Below are 15,697 nucleotides of genomic sequence, written 5' to 3'. Positions count from 1 at the left end.
CTCTTGCCCAATTCCCTTCAAGCCACCAGCGGATCGCGCCCTGCGCTGCCGCTGATCCTGCGTGCCTGCTGCAAATGCAGCTTGACCTTCACCGAGTCCTTGCGGGTGGGAGCCAGAAACCCCTGCACCAGCAATTCGGACCCTAGCGCGGTGTCCTTCAGCAGCAACGCCAGATCGCCCAGTGCCACGGCCGCGATAGTCAGTTCGACGCGGCGCGGGTGGCCTGCTTCGATGACTTCGGACTCGTGCGCCAGCACCATTTCCAGTGCGGGCAAACCGGCGGGAGTGTGGCGCAAAGGCTCGCATTCGAGAACGCGGGCGCTGAGTTCCAGCTTGTTCATCCTGCCAGGCACCGAGGGGACTTCATGGGATGAGCTCTGCGTGAGCCCTGCTTACTCGGCCTGAGCCGGCGCTGCTGCTTCAGCCGAAGCCTTGCGGGCTTCTTCGCGTTCGACCGACTTCATCATGATCGAGGGCGTGGCTTGAGCCTTCTTGGTCTTGATGACCAGGTGGCGCAGAACGGCGTCGTTGTAGCGGAACGAGTGTTCCAGCTCATCCAGCGTGGCTTGGCCGCACTCGATGTTCAGGCAGACGTAGTGAGCCTTGACGAGCTTCTGGATCGGGTAGGCCAGTTGACGGCGACCCCAGTCTTCCAGGCGGTGAACCGAGCCGCCTTGGCCCGTGACCAGCGCTTGGTAACGCTCGACCATGGCGGGCACTTGCTCGCTTTGGTCGGGGTGAACGATAAACACCACTTCGTAGTGACGCATGAGTAAAACTCCTTGAGGATGTCTCGCTGGCCGACCGTCCTGCGCCCCCGCTTTCCATCAGGGGCGGATCGCAATATGCATCTTGAACAGTGGCCCGCAAGGGGCAGCCCGCTACCCAAAAACCATGGGCGGTCGAGCAAGAAAGCTCTCGATTATCACCGATTGAGCGGTCAGACGCAAGCCAGAGGCAGGTCAGGAAATAAGGGACGGACTATTTCCATCGCCCTGCCCCGCCTGCCGAGGCAAATCGGCAACATCGATTTCCTGGGGACGGTTGACCACGCCGACCATCACGTAGCTGATGATCATCAGCAGGAACCATGAGCCCAGCTTGGCGATGGACACGAGTTGCCAGCCCTGCGACTGGTTTGGATAGCGCCAGGCGTTGGCGAAGGTGCCGATGTTCTCGGCGAACCAGATGAACAGGGCCACTAGCACGAAACCCAGCAGCAGCGGCATGCGGCGGTAGACTCGCCAAATGCGGAAATACACCCAGGTGCGGGCGAACAGGATGGCGGTCAGCGCGAACAGCGCCCACCGGATATCCATGATGTAGTGGTGCGCGAAGAAGTTCAGGTAGATCAGCACCGACAGCGCCACGCAGGCCGCCAGCGGCGGATGCGCGCGGAAGCGGAAGTCGAACAGGCGCCAGACGCGGGCGAGATAGCTGCCCACCGCCGCGTACATGAAGCCCGTGAACAGCGGCACGCCGCCGATGCGCAGCACGCTGGCCTCGGGATAGATCCACGAACCCGCGGCGGTCTTGAACACTTCCATGCCCGTGCCCACCACATGGAACAGCAGGATCACGCGGGCTTCGCTCCAGGTTTCCATGCGCAGCGCCAGCAGCAGCGCCTGGATGCCCAGCGCGGCCAGGGTCAGGAAGTCGTAGCGGGCCAGCGCGGCGTCTTTCGGATACCACCAGTGCGTGCCCAGCAGCAGCGCGCACATCAGGCCGCCGAACAGGCAGGCCCAGGCCTGCTTCACGCCAAAGCGGAAGAACTCGTAAAGGGCCACGCCAAAACGGCCGCGGCCGGCCAGATTGCTGGCCAGCCGCGATTCCCACTCCTGCAGCCCCGCGATGAGCGGCCAGTCATTGGCCGCCGGATGGCTCACGGAAAGCTCAGCCTTCCACGACGGCGTAGGCCGAGTGGTTGTGGATGGATTCGAAGTTCTCGGCTTCCACGCGGTAGCGGGCGATGCCGGGATGCGCGTTCAGGCGGGCAGCCACGTCGCGCACCAGGTCCTCGACGAACTTGGGATTGTCGTAGGCGCGCTCGGTGACGTACTTCTCGTCCGGGCGCTTGAGCAGGCCCCACAGTTCGCACGAGCCTTCTTCTTCGATCAGGCGGATGACGCCGTCCATGCCGATGTCGGCATTCAGGATGGCCGACACCGTGACGTGCGAGCGCTGGTTGTGCGCGCCGTATTCGGAGATGGCCTTGGAGCAGGGACAGAGGCTGGTGACGGGCACCTGCACGATCAACTCGAACTCGACCTCGTCGCCCTGGGCGCGGGCGATCCATTGCACTTCGTAGTCCAACAGGCTTTGCACGCCGGAAATCGGGGCGGACTTGTTGATGAAGTACGGGAAGGCGGCGGTGATGTCGCCGCGCTCGGCATGCAGCAGCGGCAGCATGTCGGCAGCCATGGCGCGGAACAGGGTCGGCGTCATAGGGATGCTGCGGTACTTTTCCAGCAGGGCCACGAAGCGGGACATGTGCGTCCCTTTTTCTTCGGGCGGCAGCGCCACCGTGAGCGTCCAGTTGGCCACGGTGCCTTGGGGCGAGCCGTCGCCGCTTTCAATCAACATGGGGTGGCGCACGCCACGGATGCCCACGCGCTGAATCGGGATGTGCCGGGTGTCCGCCGAACTCTGGACGTCGGGCATCACGATGGCGGGGTCGATCGGAGAATTCATTTCGGCTTACCTGTCTAGGCAATCAGTCGTGAAAACGCACGGGCCTAGGAATCTTTGAGAAGGGGGCCATTATCGCCCATAGTCCGCGGATCGCCAGGGAAAACCCTTTTATCCGTAGGTTGGCGGGGCCGGAACAGTGTGTTTCATTGCCGCGGACAGTGGCCTGGCCCCTGCCCGCGGAATCGGGCCGGATTCAGCCCAGCAGATTGGCGTAACGGGCGCGGATCGCGCTTTCGATGCCCGCCGCGTCCAGGCCGATGCCGGCCCACAGCGCCGACTGCTCGCCGTGGTCGATGAACTCGTCGGGCAGGCCCAGTTGCAGGACCGGGATCGCAACCCCCGCCGCGCTCAGCGTTTCCAGCACGGCGCTGCCGGCGCCGCCCATGATGGAAGCGTCTTCCAGCGTAACCAGGGCGTCATGGCGGCTGGCCAGGTCGAGGATCAGTTCGCGGTCGATGGGCTTGACGAAGCGCATGTCGGCCACGGTGGCATCCAGCTTTTCAGCCGCGCCCAACGCGGCCTGAAGCAGCATGCCGAAACCCAGGATGGCGATCTTGCGGCCCTCGCGGCGCACCACGCCGCGGCCGAGCTCGACCGTGTCCAGGCCGGGCGCTTCAGCCGCGCCGCAGCCCGCGCCGCGCGGATAGCGCACCGACGCCGGGCCGGGATACTGATAACAGGTCGACAGCAGCAGCCGCGTTTCGTTTTCGTCCGAGGGCGTGGCCACGACCATGTTGGGCACGCAGCGCAGGAAGGCGATGTCGTAATTGCCCGCATGCGTGGCGCCGTCCGCGCCCACCAGGCCGGCGCGGTCCAGCGCGAAGGTCACGTCCAGGTTCTGCAGGGCCACGTCGTGGATGAACTGGTCGTAGCCGCGCTGCATGAAGGTGGAGTAGATCGCGACCACGGGCTTCTGGCCTTCGCAGGCGATGCCCGCGGCGAACGTCACGGCGTGCTGCTCGGCGATGCCCACGTCGAAGTAGCGCTGCGGAAAGCGCTTTTCGAATTCCACCAGCCCGCTGCCCTCGCGCATGGCGGGCGTGATGGCGACCAGGCGCGAATCCTGTTCGGCCATGTCGCACAGCCACTGGCCGAACACCTGCGTGAAGCTGCGCTTGCCCGGCGCCTTCGATTGCTGGATGCCGACGGCCGGATCGAACTTGCCCGGACCGTGGTACAGCACCGGGTCGGCCTCGGCCAGCTTGTAGCCCTGGCCCTTCTTGGTGACCACGTGCAGGAACTGCAGGCCTTCCAGGGCCTTGAGGTTCTGCAGCGTGGGCACCAGCGCGTCCAGGTCGTGCCCGTCGATCGGGCCGACGTAGTTGAAGCCGAATTCCTCGAACAGCGTGGCCGGCGTGACCATGCCCTTGGCATGCTCTTCGAAGCGGCGCGCCAGTTCCAGCACCGGCGGCACGTGTTGCAGCACCGCGCGGCCGACGTTCTTGGCGGCCGCATAGAAGCGGCCCGACATCAGGCGCGCCAGGTAGCGGTTCAGCGCCCCCACTGGCGGCGAGATCGACATGTCGTTGTCGTTCAGGATCACCAGCAGGTTGATGTTGGGCGTGACGCCGGCATTGTTCATGGCTTCGAAGGCCATACCCGCCGACATCGCGCCGTCGCCGATGATGGCGATGTGCTGGCGCTGCACGCCGGCGTTGCGCGAGGCCACCGCCATGCCCAGCGCCGCCGAGATGGAAGTGGACGAATGCGCGGTGCCGAAGGCGTCGTACTCGGATTCACTGCGCTTGGGGAAACCCGAAATCCCGCCCTGCTGGCGCAGCTTGGCCATGCCGGCGCGGCGGCCAGTCAGGATCTTGTGCGGGTAGGACTGGTGGCCTACGTCCCAGACGATGCGGTCATGCGGCGTGTCGAACACCTGATGCAGGGCCAGGGTGAGCTCGACCGTGCCCAGGTTGGACGACAGGTGCCCGCCCGTTTTGGACACCGATTCCAGCACGAAGCCGCGCAGCTCGTCGGCCAGCTTCTTCAGCTCGCGGCGATCCAGGCGCTTGAGGTCAGCCGGGGATTGAATGCGGTCCAGTAAATCTGTCGTCATGCTTTTATGTGGTTCGTTGGCCCGGCCTGCCTCCAGCCCGGGCTGGTCCCGGTTCAGCGGTCTCGTAGGACGATGAAGTCGGCCAGTTCAGCCAGGCGCGATCCGGCCTCGCCCAGCGGAGCCAGGGCGGCCAGCGCGTCCTCACGCAGTTCCTGGGCGAACGCGCGCGCGCCGTCCAGGCCCAGAAGCGATACATAGGTGGGCTTGTTCTCGGCGGCGTCCTTGCCCGGCGTCTTGCCCAGGCTGGCGCTGTCGGCGGTCACGTCCAGGATGTCGTCGACCACCTGGAAGGCCAGGCCCACCGCCTGCGCGTAGGCGTCCAGCGCCTGGCGCGAGGCCGAACTGGCGCCCGCCACGATGCCGCCCAGGGCCACGCTGCAAGCCAGCATGGCGCCCGTCTTCATGCTGTGCATGGTTTGCAGCTCGTCGCGCGACAGCGCGCGGCCGACGCTGAACAGGTCAATGGCCTGGCCGCCGGCCATGCCCTGGCTGCCGGCGGCGCGCGCCAGCGACTGAGTGGCCTGCACGATCAGCGCGGGCGCGATCGGCATGGAAGCCAGCAGATCGAAGGCCAGCGGTTGCAGCGCATCGCCCGCCAGCATGGCGGTGGCTTCGTCGAACTTCACGTGGGTGGTGGGACGGCCGCGGCGCAGCGTGTCGTCGTCCATGCAGGGCAGATCGTCATGCACCAGCGAATAGGCGTGGATCAGTTCCACCGCCGCGGCGGCGCGGTCCAGCGAGGCCTGCACTGCCAGCACGCTGCCGCTGACGGGGCAGGCCTGCCCCGCCGCGTAGACCAGCGCGGCGCGCACCCGCTTGCCGCCGCCAAGCACGGCGTAGCGCATGGCTTCATGCAGCCGCGCGGGCAACGCGTCCGCCGGGGGGAGCAGATCGTCCAGGACGTCTTCGACGTGCTGGACACGGCCTTGCAACCATTCCGGGAAGGCGAGTTGAATTTGCTTCATCGGGTTCTTATTCGTCATCCAGCGCCGCCGGGTCCAGCGGACGCAGCAAGTCGCCCTCCAGGACCTTGACCTGCTGTTCGGCCTGCGCCAAGCGTTCCTGGCAGACCCGCGTGAGCGCCACGCCGCGCCGGTAGGCGGCCAGCGACTGCTCCAGCGGCAACGAGCCGTCTTCCATGGCCGCTACCAGCGATTCGAGTTCGGCCAGCGCCGTTTCGAAATCCTGGGGCAAGGGACGGTCATCGATCTGCGGATCGGCTTGTGAAGATTTGGCCAAACGGGTCTCCGAGGGCGCTAGGGGTGGATCAATCCGTGAATTGTACGAGATACCCGCAAGGCCGTCGGGCTTGCCGCCGCGCGCGGCGCGTCTCAGGCCGCAGCGCCTGCCAGCCCCGCAATGGCGCCCTGCAGCAGCGGCGCCACGCGCGTACGCAGGTCCGCCTCGGGCAAGAGGCTGGCGGGCCCGCCGCAGCTCATGACGAAGACGCCCTCGCCCGTGATGGAGGCAAACGGCACGGCGACCGCATTGATCCCCGACTGCCATTCGCCGATGGCGTAGCAGCAGCCCGTGTCGCGCAGTTCGGCGCGGGCGCGCTCCATGGCGGCCGCGTCCGGCGCGGTCTCGCCCAGCCGGGCCAACGCGTCGGCGCAGGCCTGGGGCGGCAGGCTGGCCAGGTAGGCCCGGCCCATGGCGCTGTCCAGGCTGGCGCGATAGCCGACGGGCAGGCGCAGGTAGAGCGCCGAAGACCCATGGATGGCCTCGACGTAGGTCATGGCATCGCCATCGAAGGCGCCCAGGGCCACCGCGCCGCCGGTGGCGCGCGCCAGCTCGGTCATCGAGGCCTTGGCCAGTTCGCGCACCTCCAGCCCGGCCAGCAGACCGAAGCCCAGCGCCAGCACGCCATAGCCAGGCGAATATTTGCCGGTGTCCGGGTGATAGCGCAGATAACCCAATTCAGTAAGGGTGTAGGTGATGCGGCTGATGGTGGGCTTGGGCAAACCGGTCAGGCGCGCCAGGTCCAGATTGCCCAAGGCCGTCACGCCATGGCGAAAACAGCGCAGTACATCCAGCCCGCGCGCCAGTGCGGTAATGAAATCAGGCGAGTTGGCGCCCACGCCCGCGCCGGCGGCGCGCTTGCGGCGCGCGGGCAGGCTGAGTTCGACCTTGCCGTCCGGTTTGGCGGCGGGATGGGCGATGCGCTTGGCGTCAGAAAAAGATTGCATTTCTATTCGCTTCGTTTTTATAGTTTATTTCGAATAACAAAATTAAATTCCATTTTACGGAATTTAATGCACCCAAGGAGACTTGGCAAGCGCTACCCGCAGCGCCAAGCCAGGCCCGAACATCCACTCATGCACGCGATTTCAAGGGGAAAACATGATTCGCACTAGCTTCAAACTGCTGGCCACTCTGCTGCTCAGCGCCGCCGCGCTGGGCGCCCAGGCCGAAACCTATCCGGCCCGGCCGATCAAGGTGGTCTCGCCCTTCCCCGCCGGCGGCGCCACCGACGTGCTGACCCGCATCCTGGCCGAGCGCATGGCCAAGACGCTGGGCCAGCCCATGATCGTCGAGAACAAGGCAGGCGCCGGCACCTCGATCGGGGCGGCCTTTGTTTCGCGCGAAGCGCCGGACGGCTACACCATCCTGATGGCGACCAACTCCACGCTGGTCACCAACCGCTATCTGTACAAGGAACTGCCCTACGATCCCGATGGCTTCGCCCGCATCGGCATGGTCGGCGTCGGGCCGCTGGTCCTGCTGTCCAGCCCCAAGCGGCCGTTCAACAGCACCCAGGACGTGGTGGCCTACGCCAAGCAGAATCCAGGCAAGCTGACCTTCGCCACCTTCGGCCCGGGCACGTCCTCGCACCTGGCGGGCGAACTCTTCAAGGAACGCGCGGGCATCGACATCCTGCACGTGCCCTTCAAGGGCGCGACCCAGGCCCTGCCCGCCCTGGTCAGCGGCGACGTGGACCTGTTCTTCGACATGGTGGCCACCGGCATGCCGCAGGCCGATGCCGGCAAGGTCAAGGTCTTCGCCATCACCAGCCCGGGCCGCCTGGCGACGCAGCCCAAGCTGGCGACGCTGGCCGAACAAGGCTATCCCGCGTTCGACATGACCGCCTGGTTCAGCTTCGTGGCGCCCAAGGGCACCCCCGCCCCCGTGATGGAAAAGCTGCAGCAGGCCCTGGCCGAGACCCTGCAGGACGAGACCATCAAGAAGCGCATGCTGGACATGGGCATCGACCCGCGCTCGGGCACGGCTGCCGAACTGGACAAGCAGATCAAGACCGAACAGCCGATCGTGGCGCAACTGATCAAGCAGGCCAATATCGTCCTGCAATGATGGCGCGGCTGGTTTCGTGACAAAACGTAGGCGGGCCCGCGCCCGCCCGTGAATGCGCCGCGCCGCGCGGCGTCCGCCGGCAGAGGGCTCCAGCGCCCCTGCCGGTTTTTCATGCGCGTCGATATGCCCTCTAACCCCTGGATACAGAACCAGGACGCTGCCCGCTGCTATGGTGAAAAAGTAGACACCGCCATGGGAGCCCGATGCCGTACGCCGAAGAGAAATATGCGCGCCTGGATGCCGCCCGCTGGTTGGCGGCGGTAGCCGTCGTGCTGCTGCACAGCGCCGCCATGGTGGTAAGCAACCCCGCGGTGTACGGCGGGGGAGCGTGGCTGGCGGCCAATCTGTACGACTCGGCGGCGCGCTGGTGCGTGCCCGTGTTCGTCATGGTCAGCGGCGCCCTGCTGCTGGATCCCGACAAGCCGCAGGACGCGCGCCAGTTCTACAGCCGGCGCATGGCGCGGATCTGCGCGCCGCTCTTGTTCTGGACGTTTTTCTATCTGGCCTGGCGCACGGCGCTGGATTGGTGGGACGACGGCCGCATCGATTTTTCGTTCTGGCCGCGCAAGCTGGTGCAGGGAGAGCCGTACTACCACCTGTGGTACCTGTACATGATCGTGGGCCTGTATCTGTTCGCGCCGCTGGTGCGCGTCCTGTATGCGCGCAGCACGCCGCGCGCCCGCGCCTTGTGGGTGGTCGGCATCCTGGGCGTGGCGATCCTGGACGCGCTGTACCGCCGCGCGCTGGGCGCGCCCGCGGGCTTCTTCCTGACCTGGTTCCTGCCCTATCTGGGCTACTTCGTGGCGGGCCGCCTGATCTTCGACGGCCAGATGCGCATCCCGCGTCCCGGCCTGATGCTGGCGGCCAGCGTCGCCGCGACCGCGCTGGGCGTGTACACGATGTCGAGCAACCGCGCGCTGGATACCTACTTCTACGATTACTTCAGTCTCACGGTGCCGTTCATGTCGCTGGCCGCATTCCAGTGGATCGTTGGGTCGCCGCGCCTGCCGCGGCTGGCCTCGCTGGCGCCTTTGACCTTCGGCGTCTACCTGATCCATCCACTGTTCCTGGACGTGGCGCATCGCGCCGGCGCCTTGACGGGCGCGCGCAACGAGGCCTGGACGCTGCCCATGCTGGCGGTGGCCGTGTTCATGTTGTCGGCGGCCAGCAGCTGGCTGATGAGACGCCATCCGGCCACCCGGCGCTTCGTCTGAAAGGCCTACATCTTCAAGGGGTTATGCCTCGCGCAGCGCGTGCACGACGGCTACGGCATAACTTCACGAAGCTTCGCAGATCTTCACGGGCGCGGGGTAAGGGCTTGGGGTACAATTCACGGCTTATTTGATCGGCCAGACACCGATTTTTCTTCGCGCCAGCACGGAACGCATCCTGCGGATTTCAAAGCCGCCAGGCAAAAGCCCCTCCGTCCTGGCTTTTTTATCCGAGCGGGGGGAATCATGACCGACATCGGTCGGATGGCACATGTAGTGCCAGCTCGCACCCAGCTACCCGTCAGCGCGTATTTTGACGAAGCCCTCTTTGCCCGCGAGCAAGAACTCATTTTCAAGCAATCCTCACAATACGTCGGCCACCAGAAAGTGGTGCCCGAAATCGGGGATTGGCGTACGTTGGTCCAGGAAGACGGAGGACGCGTGCTGGTTCGCAACCAGCAAGGCGTCGAACTCATCTCAAATGTCTGCCGCCACCGCCAGGCGCTGATGCTTGGCGGCGAAACCGGCAATGTGGCCGGCAACTGCAATACGCATGGCAATCTGAAGGCAACCGGCGGCAATATCGTCTGCCCCTTGCATCGTTGGACGTACAACAACCAGGGCGAGTTGTTGGGCGCGCCCCAGTTCGCCACCACGCCCTGCATGAACCTGCAGAAGTTCCGCCTGCGCGACTGCCATGGCCTGCTGTTCGAAGGCCCGCGCGATCCGGCCGCCGACATGGCGCCGCTGTTCTCGCGCCCGGAATTCGACTTCGGCGACTACGTGCTGGACCACGTCGAAGTGCACCAGTGCAACTACAACTGGAAGACCTTCATCGAGGTCTATCTCGAGGACTACCACGTCGGTCCGTTCCATCCGGGCCTGGGCCGCTTCGTCACCTGCGACGACCTGAGCTGGGAGTTCAACGACTGGTACAGCCTGCAGAAGGTCGGCGTGCACAACGCCCTGGCGCAGCCGGGGTCCGACGTGTACAAGCAATGGCACGACCGCCTGCTGGCGTTCCGCGAAGGCGATGCGCCTGATTTCGGCGCGGTCTGGGTCACGTACTTCCCGACCCACATGATCGAGCTGTATCCGCATGTGCTGGTGCTCTCCACGCTGTATCCGAAGGGCCCGCAGGAAACTGTGAACGTGGTCGAGTTCTACTACCCCGAGGAAATCGCCGCCTTCGAACGCGAATTCGTCGAGGCGCAGCGCGCCGCCTACATGGAAACGGCGATCGAGGACGACGAGATCGCCGAGCGCATGGACGCGGGCCGCAAGGCGCTGATGCTGCGCGGCGTGAACGAAACCGGTCCCTACCAGTCGCCCATGGAAGACGGCATGCAGCACTTCCATGAATGGTATCGCCGCATCATGCAGGAGCGGGTCTGAAGCCTGGCTCCGGCGCCTGTCCCATGCAAAAAGGCCTCGCACATGCGAGGCCTTTCTTCTTTCCGGCTGCCGCGATCAGCGGCCCAGCACACCCGCCACCGTGCGCTCGCCGATGGCCAGTCCCACCGTCATGCCCACGCCCGAATGCATCACCGCAACCGTCGTGGCCGGGTCCACCGGCATGACCGAGAACGGCGCGGGGCCATGCGCACCATAGACGCCCTGCCAGCGCTCCAGCACGCGCAGGCGCGCGCCCAGCGCCTGGGTCGCCAGGTCCAGCATGGCATTGTCGACCGCCTCGTCGTTGAACGGCGGCGCGTCCTGGCCGTAGCGGTGCGAATCGCCGATGATCAGTTCGCCATAAGGCGTGGGGCTGATCAGCAGGTGGATGCCGTTCTCCAGCAGCATGGGCGTGCGCGCCTGGATCACGTCGCGCAACGCCAGCGCCGACGGCAGGTCCGAGAATGCGCCGTAATGCACGCAGGACAGGCCGGTCAGCAAGGGGCGGTCCAGCGCGATGGGATTAGTCTCGAACGCGGCGCGCAACATCTGCAGGCGCGTGACCTCCAGGTTCATCGGCGCAAAGCGCTCGGGCAGCAGGGTCAGGTAGTCATGCCCGGGGCAGACGAACACGTGCCCGCCCTTGAATTCGCCAGCCGAGGTACACACCAGCCCGCCCTCGACCGCGCGCGCCAGCGTGCCGGTGATGAACTGCACACCCAGCGATTCCGCAAGGTAGCGCGTGATGGCCGGCAGCGCCTCGCGCGAATAGATCTGCAGATCGTCATGACCTTGCAGGCCCGCGCAGTGGTGCGCGAGCTGGCCGCCGTACAACCGGGCCACCTCGCGGGCCGACAGCAGGTCGGCCCGATAGCCTTCCTGGCGCATGCGCGTGTCGGCGAATTCCTGCAGCACGTCCGCCTCTTCGGCATTGCGCGCCAGCACCAGGGCGCCGTTGGCGCGCACATGGAAACCCGCGCGGTCCGCCAGTTCCAGCCACAGTTCGCGCGCCTGCTGGGCGTGCGACAGCATCATGCCGGGGGCCTGGCCCGTCACGATGACCTGGCCGAAATTGCGGATGGTGGCGCCATGCGCCTGGCGGCTGCGCTCGATCACGGCCACCGACAGGCCGCGCTTGGCGGCGGCCCAGGCGTGGGCGATGCCCAGCATGCCGGCGCCCACCACGACTACGTCGAAATTTTTCATCTGTGGAACATTGCAAAGGGAAATGCGGCGGGAGCCGCCCTGGCGGGCGCCCCCGGGGCGCGGCGGCGTCCGGCGCCGCCGCGGTCAAACGGACTTACTTCTTCTTCGGCTCGGACTTGCCGTCGTAGCGCTTGGTCCACTCGGCGATGATGCGGTCGCGGTTGGTGGCGGCCCAGGTGAAGTCGTTCTTGATCATGCGTTGCATCAGGTCGGCCGGCAGGTTCGGATTGGACGTAGCGATCGACGGGATGGCCAGCACGGCGAAGTTGGCCTTGTACAGTTCGTTGGCTTCGCGGCTGGCGGAGAAATCGGCCAGCTTGCGGGCGGCTTCCAGGTTCTTGGTGCCCTTCATGATGGCGGTGGCTTCCACTTCCCAGCCCAGGCCTTCCGAGGGGAACACGGCTTCGACGGGCGCGCCGTCGGCCTTCAGCTTGGCGGCGCGGTAGTCGAACGACACGCCGATCGGGAATTCGCCGGCGGCAGCCATGTTGCAGGGCTTGGAGCCCGAGTGCGTGTACGAACCGATGTTCTTGTGCAGGGCGTCCATGTAGGCCCAGCCCTTCTCTTCACCGAAGATCTGCAGCCAGGCGCTGACGTCCAGGAAGCCGGTGCCCGACGAAGCCGGGTTCGGCATCACGATCTTGCCGGCGTACACCGGCTTGGTCAGGTCCTGCCACGAAGTGGGCTTGGGCAGCTTCTGCTTTTCGGCTTCGATGGTGTTGAAGCAGATGGCGGCGGCGAAGCCGTCCATGCCGACCCAGCTGGGCTCGGCCTTGGCGTCGCGCATGTTGGCGGCGATCTGGTCCAGGCCCTTGGGGGCGTAGGGCTGCAGCATGCCTTCCTTGTCCATCAGGCCCAGCGAGGTGCCGGCCAGGCCCCAGATGGCGTCGGCCTTGGGGTTGTTCTTTTCGGCCAGCAGCTTGGCGGTGATGATGCCGGTGGAGTCGCGCACCCACTGGATCTTGATGTCGGGATTGGCCTTCTCGAACGCGGCCTGGTAGGCCTTGATCTGGTCGGCTTCGAGCGCGGTGTAGACCGTCAGCGTGGTCTCGGCGGAGGCGGCGCCCATCACGCCCGTCAGGGCGGCGGCCAGTGCAAGCAGCTTGTAGCGATTCATGAAGTACTCCGTGGGTAGGCGGAAAAAGGCTGAGGGAGGCCCCCGGGGCTGGCGCGAACCGGCCCCGGCAAGCGGTGCAGACAGGTGAGAGGGTTAGGGGCGCTGGCCTGCGGACAAGCGGGCTTCGATATCGGAGATCACGCCAGGCAGGTCGGCGACGGTATCGATCAGGTAATGCGGCGCGGCGGGCGACAGCTCCAGGCTGGCGGCGGTGCGCGCTTTCTGGCGGCCTGCGTCGTCCAGGCTCAGGTATTCCTCCAGCGTCAGGCCGGCGGCGTTGCCCGACAGCAGCAGGCCCACGGTCCACATGCCGGCGCGGCGTCCTTCTTCGATGCCGGGCGCGGTGTCGTCGACCTTGACGCAGGCGGCCACGTCGGACAGGCCGAGTTCGACCACATTCTTCAGCGCCATCGCGGGCGCCGGGCGCGCGCGCGGCACGTCGTCGCTGGCGACGATGCAATCGGGCTCCAGGCCTTCGGTGGCGGCGCGCTCGACCACGCGGCGCATGACGCTGGCGGGGTAGCCCGAGCACGAGCCGATCTTCAGGCCGTGCTGGCGCAGAGCGCGCAGCAGTTCTGCCGCGCCGGGGATCGCCGCCGAATACTGGGCAACCTTGTCCAGCTGCATCGGCAGGAAGCGCTCGTAGATGGCGGTCACGTCGTCATCGGTGGGCAGGCGGCCGAACTGGGCCTGGTACTGGCTGGCGATGACCGGCTCATTGCAGAGCGTGCGGATGTGGTCCCACTTGCCCATGCCCATCGGGCCGCGGGCCTGCGCCAGCGACATTTCCACGCCGAACTGCGAGAACGCGTCCACGAACACCTTGGTGGGCGCGAAGGAACCGAAGTCGACCAGCGTGCCGGCCCAGTCGAAGATCACCGCCTCCAGGCGGACGGGCAAAGGCGAAACAGTCATGAGGGTCATCCTTGAAAAATCGTTCAATGGGCCGCGGGGCGGCGCCAGGCCTGGCTGCGCGCCACCAGCGCGCGGCTGGCCAGGTGCAGGACCAGGGCAGCGACGGCCGAACTGGCCATGATCACGGTGCACATGGCGGCGGCGGGACCGATGAAGCCGGCGTCGTCCATGTTCAGCACCGCGACCGCGGCCAGCACCGTCGACGGGCTGTACAGGAACACGACCGCGGACACCGTGGTCATGGCGGAAACAAACAGATAGCGGGCCACGTCCAGCGCGGCCGGCAGGCACATCGGCAGCGTCACGCGCAGGAAGGTCGTCAGGCGCGGCACCTTGAGCGACGCGGAGGCCGCTTCGAATTCGGGGTCCAGCGCATTGAGCGCGGTGGCAGCCGTGAGGTGCGCGCTGGTGTAGAAGTGGACGATGGTGCACAGGACCAGCAGCGGCATGGTGCCGTACAACACGTTCAGCGGGTTCGACAGGCTGTTGAAGAAGAAGATGTAGCCCAGGCCCAGCACCAGGCCCGGCACCGCCATGGGCATCAGCGCCAGCATGCCGACCATGCCGCGCAGGCCGCGCGCAAGCTGGCCGCGGGCGGGCACCTTCTCCATCATCCATGCGCCGGTGAAGACCACGGCCGTGCCGGCCAGGGCGGTGCAGAACGCCAGCTGCAGGCTGTTGCGCCAGGCGAGCCAGCCGCCGCCGTCCATATTGTCGAAGTCGTACGAACGCAGCGACATCGACAGGTTGTAGGGCCACATCTTCACGAAGGACGCCCACACCGCCACGCCGATGATCAGCAGCAGGAACGCCGCCAGCACGCCGGCCAGCGCCAGGAACGCGGCATCGCGGCGGCGGTTGACGCCCGCGGCATAGGGCTGGGCCCGGCCGCTCAGCTGAGCGCCTTGTCGGGCGCGCAGCCGCCGGTCCAGGGCGAAGGTCAGGATCGCGGGAAGCAGCAGCAGGATGCCGATGGCCGCGCCCTTGGGAAAGTTCTGCTGGCCGACCACGGCCTTGTAGGCTTCCATCGCCAGCACGTTGTAATCGCCGCCCACGACCTTGGGCACGCCGAAGTCGGTCACCGTCAGCGTGAACACCACGCAGCAGGCCGAAAACACGGCGTAGCGGGTGCCCGGCAGGGTCACGGTCAGGAAGGTGCGCCAGGGGCCGGCGCCCATGGCGCGGGCGGCGTCATAAAGACGGCCGTCGGCCAGGGCCAGGCCGGTCAGGAGAATCATCAGCGCATGCGGGAAGGTATAGAAAGCCTCGCCCACGACGATGCCCCAGAAACCGTAGATGGTCGCGCCGCCCGTCAGGCTCTTGAGCAGACCCTGGTTGCCTAGCAGGTACACCAGCGCGATACCCGGCAGCAGCGACGGCGCCAGCAGCGGCAGCAAGGCGACGGTGCGCAGCAGGCCCTTGCCCGGCAGGCGCGTGCGGGTCAGGCCATAGGCGAATCCATAGGCGCAGGGCACGACCAGCAGGGTCGTCACCACGCCCACCGCGAGGCTGCGCGCGACCATGGCCATGAAGCCGTCGCCGCCGATGATGTCCGCAAGCACCGACAACCCGGCCCAGGCGCCATCGCTGTCGGTCACAGACTTGAGCAGGATGGCGGCCAGCGGCAGCGCCAGGAATAGCAACAGGCCCAGCGCCAGGGCGCCCTGCCCGGTGGCCAGGCCGAAGGCGCCAACCCAGGCCGGCAGCGGGCGGCGGCCCAGCGCCGGGGCCTGCATGGGCGCTGCGATAATTCCAGCAGCCGGCGCGGCGGCGTTGGAGGAACGGTTCATGGCCGGA

General features: G+C 66.5%; 15 protein-coding genes. 3 read left to right on the top strand and 12 right to left on the bottom strand.

Translation table 11 applies throughout. From position 1 onward, the window contains the following. Positions 1-17 precede the first annotated feature (17 nt). The 8 genes from priB to HV793_RS23610 all read right to left on the bottom strand — a co-directional run bounded on the left by priB (position 18) and on the right by HV793_RS23610 (position 6,933). Positions 18-341, bottom strand: a complete 324-nt coding sequence (priB, locus tag HV793_RS23645) for a primosomal replication protein N (protein WP_054451027.1) — start codon at positions 339-341, stop codon at positions 18-20. 51 nt (positions 342-392) lie between these two features. Further along, positions 393-770: a 30S ribosomal protein S6 gene (gene rpsF / locus HV793_RS23640; RefSeq protein ID WP_013392507.1), complete on the bottom strand. Its 378-nt coding sequence runs from the start codon at positions 768-770 to the stop codon at positions 393-395. A gap of 192 nt (positions 771-962) precedes the next feature. Beyond that, entirely contained in the window at positions 963-1,886 is a 924-nt protein-coding gene (locus HV793_RS23635) for a DUF817 domain-containing protein (protein WP_119450556.1), read from the bottom strand. A 7-nt stretch (positions 1,887-1,893) separates the two neighbouring features. Then, entirely contained in the window at positions 1,894-2,691 is a 798-nt protein-coding gene (folE2, locus tag HV793_RS23630; RefSeq protein WP_054451025.1) for a GTP cyclohydrolase FolE2, read from the bottom strand. 193 nt (positions 2,692-2,884) lie between these two features. Next, positions 2,885-4,747 (bottom strand): 1-deoxy-D-xylulose-5-phosphate synthase, encoded by a 1,863-nt coding sequence (gene dxs / locus HV793_RS23625; protein WP_175162470.1) that lies wholly within the window; start codon positions 4,745-4,747, stop codon positions 2,885-2,887. Between the two features lie 53 nt (positions 4,748-4,800). Then, complete coding sequence (locus tag HV793_RS23620; protein WP_054451023.1) at positions 4,801-5,712, bottom strand: polyprenyl synthetase family protein; 912 nt, start codon at positions 5,710-5,712, stop codon at positions 4,801-4,803. 7 nt (positions 5,713-5,719) lie between these two features. Continuing rightward, positions 5,720-5,986, bottom strand: a complete 267-nt coding sequence (locus HV793_RS23615; RefSeq protein WP_054451022.1) for an exodeoxyribonuclease VII small subunit — start codon at positions 5,984-5,986, stop codon at positions 5,720-5,722. A 92-nt stretch (positions 5,987-6,078) separates the two neighbouring features. Further along, positions 6,079-6,933, bottom strand: a complete 855-nt coding sequence (locus HV793_RS23610) for an IclR family transcriptional regulator (protein WP_175181706.1) — start codon at positions 6,931-6,933, stop codon at positions 6,079-6,081. 154 nt (positions 6,934-7,087) lie between these two features. Between HV793_RS23610 and HV793_RS23605 the strand changes: the two genes are divergently transcribed. From HV793_RS23605 to HV793_RS23595, 3 genes are all read left to right on the top strand, one after another. After that, the gene (locus tag HV793_RS23605; RefSeq protein WP_054451020.1) at positions 7,088-8,056 is read left to right on the top strand and encodes a Bug family tripartite tricarboxylate transporter substrate binding protein; all 969 of its coding nucleotides are present in this window, start codon (positions 7,088-7,090) and stop codon (positions 8,054-8,056) included. Positions 8,057-8,259: 203 nt separating this feature from the next. Next, positions 8,260-9,270, top strand: coding sequence for an acyltransferase (locus tag HV793_RS23600; protein WP_054451019.1), 1,011 nt, complete (start codon positions 8,260-8,262; stop codon positions 9,268-9,270). 243 nt (positions 9,271-9,513) lie between these two features. Next, positions 9,514-10,662 carry an aromatic ring-hydroxylating oxygenase subunit alpha gene (locus HV793_RS23595; protein WP_054451018.1) on the top strand — a complete coding sequence of 383 codons (1,149 nt, stop codon included), beginning with the start codon at positions 9,514-9,516 and terminating at the stop codon, positions 10,660-10,662. A 75-nt stretch (positions 10,663-10,737) separates the two neighbouring features. Here HV793_RS23595 and HV793_RS23590 read toward each other — a convergent pair whose 3' ends face one another. The 4 genes from HV793_RS23590 to HV793_RS23575 form a co-directional block, all read right to left on the bottom strand. Further along, positions 10,738-11,868 carry a TIGR03364 family FAD-dependent oxidoreductase gene (locus HV793_RS23590; protein ID WP_175214010.1) on the bottom strand — a complete coding sequence of 377 codons (1,131 nt, stop codon included), beginning with the start codon at positions 11,866-11,868 and terminating at the stop codon, positions 10,738-10,740. Positions 11,869-11,962: 94 nt separating this feature from the next. Then, positions 11,963-12,985 (bottom strand): putative 2-aminoethylphosphonate ABC transporter substrate-binding protein, encoded by a 1,023-nt coding sequence (locus HV793_RS23585; RefSeq protein ID WP_054451016.1) that lies wholly within the window; start codon positions 12,983-12,985, stop codon positions 11,963-11,965. Between the two features lie 93 nt (positions 12,986-13,078). Continuing rightward, positions 13,079-13,900 (bottom strand): phosphonoacetaldehyde hydrolase, encoded by an 822-nt coding sequence (gene phnX / locus HV793_RS23580; protein ID WP_054451015.1) that lies wholly within the window; start codon positions 13,898-13,900, stop codon positions 13,079-13,081. 23 nt (positions 13,901-13,923) lie between these two features. Further along, complete coding sequence (locus HV793_RS23575) at positions 13,924-15,690, bottom strand: putative 2-aminoethylphosphonate ABC transporter permease subunit (RefSeq protein ID WP_244958689.1); 1,767 nt, start codon at positions 15,688-15,690, stop codon at positions 13,924-13,926. Positions 15,691-15,697 lie beyond the last annotated feature (7 nt).

This window comes from Achromobacter aegrifaciens (assembly GCF_902859965.1).
Lineage (GTDB): Bacteria > Pseudomonadota > Gammaproteobacteria > Burkholderiales > Burkholderiaceae_B > Achromobacter > Achromobacter aegrifaciens.
Note: the sequence above shows the minus strand (reverse complement) of the source record. Positions and strands in the feature narration are given on the sequence as shown.